We start from the raw sequence: 3327 nt of genomic DNA, 5'->3' as shown, positions 1-3327 counted from the left end.
CTTGGGCTTTTATTTTATTATTGTCTCTAAGTGAAAACAAAGGAGAGAGTTATGAAGCGCAGGATTATCCCGATGGCTATCGTGATGACCGTATTAATTGCGTCGAATGCTTTTTGTATGAACATAGACGTCATGATGTCGGCGCTTGAAAAAGCCAGGGGGAGCATAACGACCGTGCTTTTCTCCATCAATAAGGACCTTTCGGTCGCCGCCAGGAGATTGTCGAAAGTTGATGTCAAGGGAGAGGATGCGCGCAGGATACTCAGCGGTTTGTGCAAGGGGCGCGATTATGTCGTCGATTGCGCCGTGATCGATCCGGCCGGCAAGATGATCGTTGTCGAACCGGAGGAGTATAAAAAATATGAAGGCACAGACGTCAGCAAACAGGCGCATATCATCAAATTCCTGGCCGACAAGAGGCCTGTTTTCAGCGAGGTCTTCCTTTCCGTCGAAGGCATAGAGGTCGTCGATTTTATTTATCCGGTATTCTCCGACAAAGGCGAGTTCCTCGGCGGCGTCAGCATGCTGGTGAGACAGCAGGCGCTCACCGGTGACATCATCGCGCCGCTCGTCAAGGGCATCCCGTGCAAGGCCTGGGTGATGCAGAAAGACGGTCTGATCGTCTATGACCCGGACCCGGACCAGATAGGCAGGAATATATTTACCGACAAGCTTTTTCAGCCGTTTGAAGACCTTGTTTCATTCTCCGAAACTGTGTCGAGGGCAAGGGACGGGGCCGGTTCCTATGATTTTTACGCCAAGGGCCTGGAAGACAAGACCATCGTCAAAAAATATGCGGCCTGGGACACTGTTTCCTTATACGGCACCCAATGGCGCGTTATCGTCATGGAAGTCGACCGCCCGGCGATCGTCGTCAACGATCCCGACAAGTCGAAGAAGTAGTCAAAGAAGAATCCTGCTTTTGGCGAGGGATTTGAAGGAGACATAGGGAGCGCATTCGGAGCATCATGCCAAATCTAAGAAAAATATTTATCGTTGTTGCGGGTGGAAATGCAGCGGCCGAGCGACATTTTGAAGATACCATTCAGCGAAAGAGAAATCTGAATGAGGTAAAAAATTTCTTGCCACCGAAAGAGTTAGAAAATTTAGAGAAGATTTATCATGGAGCGCCGTTCATCGTTTGGGGCGCAGTGCCTGGAGAGATGAATGAAGTGCGTTGGCAGAAAATGGAACCAGGAGATATTTTATTGATTTACAATCGTGGTTATATACGTTGCGTAGGTGAAGTTGCCGCCAAAGTCAGGAGTAGAGATTTAGCCAGGTATTTTTGGAAGGAAACAGCAGAAGGCCATACCTGGGAATTGATGTATTTTATAGTCAATGAAGAAGAGGTGAAGGTATCCTTAGAAGTGATTAATCCTCTTTTTGGCTATAAGAAGAATTATGCCCCGCGTGGGTTTAGTATGGTTGAAAATGAGAAAGTCGCGAATTTTACCGAGCGTTACGGTGATATAGTTGGTGTACTCAAAACGCTGGAAAGAAAAGAAGAGCTTATAGAGAAACCAAAACAAAAAGCCTTAGATATAGAGGCCGCCGAAGAACTTATCGAGGCGGCACCGACAGAACACGATGAAATGCAGTGGAGATTGATCCGCCTAGGAACATTAGCAAATCTGGATATTTGGATTCCAAAAAATGATCAAAACAAACAATATGATGGGCATAGGTTCAGAGAATTAGTTCTTCCTGAGTTTCATGAAACTTTGGATGTTCCGCCTTCAATCAAGAATATTGATGTTGTTTGGAAATTTGGTCCCTATTCCATTAAATCCGCCTTCGAAATAGAGCATTCGACTTCTGTTTATTCTGGGATTTTACGCCTTTCCGATTTACGCGCCGAAACTCCAAATTCAAACTATCCTTTATTTATTATTGCTTCTGAAGCCAGAAAAAGAAAAGTCTTTAGTGAATTGAACAGGCCGACTTTTTCAGGCCCCGGCCTAAGATTAAATGAAGTCATTCGTTTTTTGAGCTACAAGAAGATTAGGGAAATTGATGAATCATATAAAAATCGAAGTGACTTTGATGTCAATATGTTATTAGGTGTAGGAGAGAGCATTGGTTAAGAGTATATTACATAAGGAATAGCATAGATGATTAAGGCTGGCGATATCATTTCTTATTTGGAAATGTGTAGGGAAGAAGGAACAAACCTTCAGCGTGGGATGAATTATCGATTGAGAAATGGCTTTAGTGTAATTCTTATGAGTCTAAGGCCTAGAGCGCCCTATGCAGATAGAATCGAAGAGAACGGGAAGACGTTGATTTACGAGGGACATGATGTTCCGAAAATAAGGGGTGGTCCAGATCCTAAAAAAGTAGATCAACCTATGTATAATCCAAGCGGCCGTTTGACTCAAAATGGTTTATTTCATGATGCCGCTCACGCTTATAAGAACAAAAAGAAGGATTCGGAACATGTGAAGGTGTATGAAAAAATTCGATCAGGCATTTGGGTATATAACGGCATATTCAAATTACTCGATGCCTGGTTAGAAGATATTGATGTCAGAAAAGTCTTTAAGTTTAAACTTGAGCTTATAGAGGACTTGGAAGATAAATCGGTTGGAAAATACGATCTTGAACATGAAAGGTTAATCCCGACTTCAGTAAAATTAGAAGTTTGGAAACGAGATAAAGGGAAATGTATACAGTGTGGCAGTGCAGATAATCTGCATTTCGACCACATAATTCCGTATTCGAAGGGCGGTTCATCATTAGTTGCCGAAAACATTCAGCTTCTCTGTGCAAGGCATAATATGGAGAAGAGGGATAAGATTGTATAAGACAAAAAAGGAGCGTGAATGAAAAAGACCAAAGTTCTCGGAGTGCTGTTGCTGGTTTTGGCGGTGGCGACGGTTGTGGGTATGGTCATTCAGAACGACGCTTATTGGAATATCCATAATTACGCGACGGTTATATTGTGTGTCATCTGCGGGCTTGCCTTGCTGAAGCAGAAATAGATCCAACTGTTTGAAGGGGAAGTGAAGATGCGTAAAAAGATGGGTATGGTTTTGACCATGGGATTGGCGATTGCCGTCTGCGCCATCGGGACGCAGGCCATGGCGGGGGTCCAAGAGCATGTTTATGTCGCTGATTTTGTCGTTGAGCAACAGGCTTTGGACCAGCAGGAGAGTCCAAGGCAGGGGCCTTTGGAGAGGCTCAGGCCAAGGGTTTTAAAAGAGATAGACGAGGAGCGCTCAGAAGGCCAGGCGCAAGACCTTGTGCAGCTATTGTCCCAGTGTCTGGTAGATGAACTGAATGCCAAGGGCATCATCGCAAGCCGGGCATCCGGTCTTGATGAGC

Annotated in this window: 5 protein-coding genes; all 5 read left to right on the top strand. The window is 44.6% G+C overall.

Annotated features, from left to right (window positions below; all coding sequences use genetic code 11):
* The first annotated feature begins 117 nt into the window (after positions 1-117).
* Positions 118-903: a cache domain-containing protein gene (locus tag WC473_06150; GenBank protein ID MFA5125368.1), complete on the top strand. Its 786-nt coding sequence runs from the start codon at positions 118-120 to the stop codon at positions 901-903.
* 65 nt (positions 904-968) lie between these two features.
* Positions 969-2087, top strand: a complete 1119-nt coding sequence (locus WC473_06145; GenBank protein MFA5125367.1) for a hypothetical protein — start codon at positions 969-971, stop codon at positions 2085-2087.
* Positions 2088-2114: 27 nt separating this feature from the next.
* Positions 2115-2807 carry an HNH endonuclease gene (locus tag WC473_06140; GenBank protein ID MFA5125366.1) on the top strand — a complete coding sequence of 231 codons (693 nt, stop codon included), beginning with the start codon at positions 2115-2117 and terminating at the stop codon, positions 2805-2807.
* Between the two features lie 18 nt (positions 2808-2825).
* Entirely contained in the window at positions 2826-2984 is a 159-nt protein-coding gene (locus WC473_06135; GenBank protein MFA5125365.1) for a hypothetical protein, read from the top strand.
* Positions 2985-3011: 27 nt separating this feature from the next.
* On the top strand, positions 3012-3327 hold a 316-nt coding region (locus WC473_06130), incomplete at its 3' end, for a hypothetical protein (protein ID MFA5125364.1).

It is taken from the genome of Patescibacteria group bacterium (genome assembly GCA_041650895.1).
Classification (GTDB): domain Bacteria; phylum Patescibacteriota; class Patescibacteriia; order 2-01-FULL-39-33; family 2-01-FULL-39-33; genus CAISTG01.
Note: the sequence above shows the minus strand (reverse complement) of the source record. Positions and strands in the feature narration are given on the sequence as shown.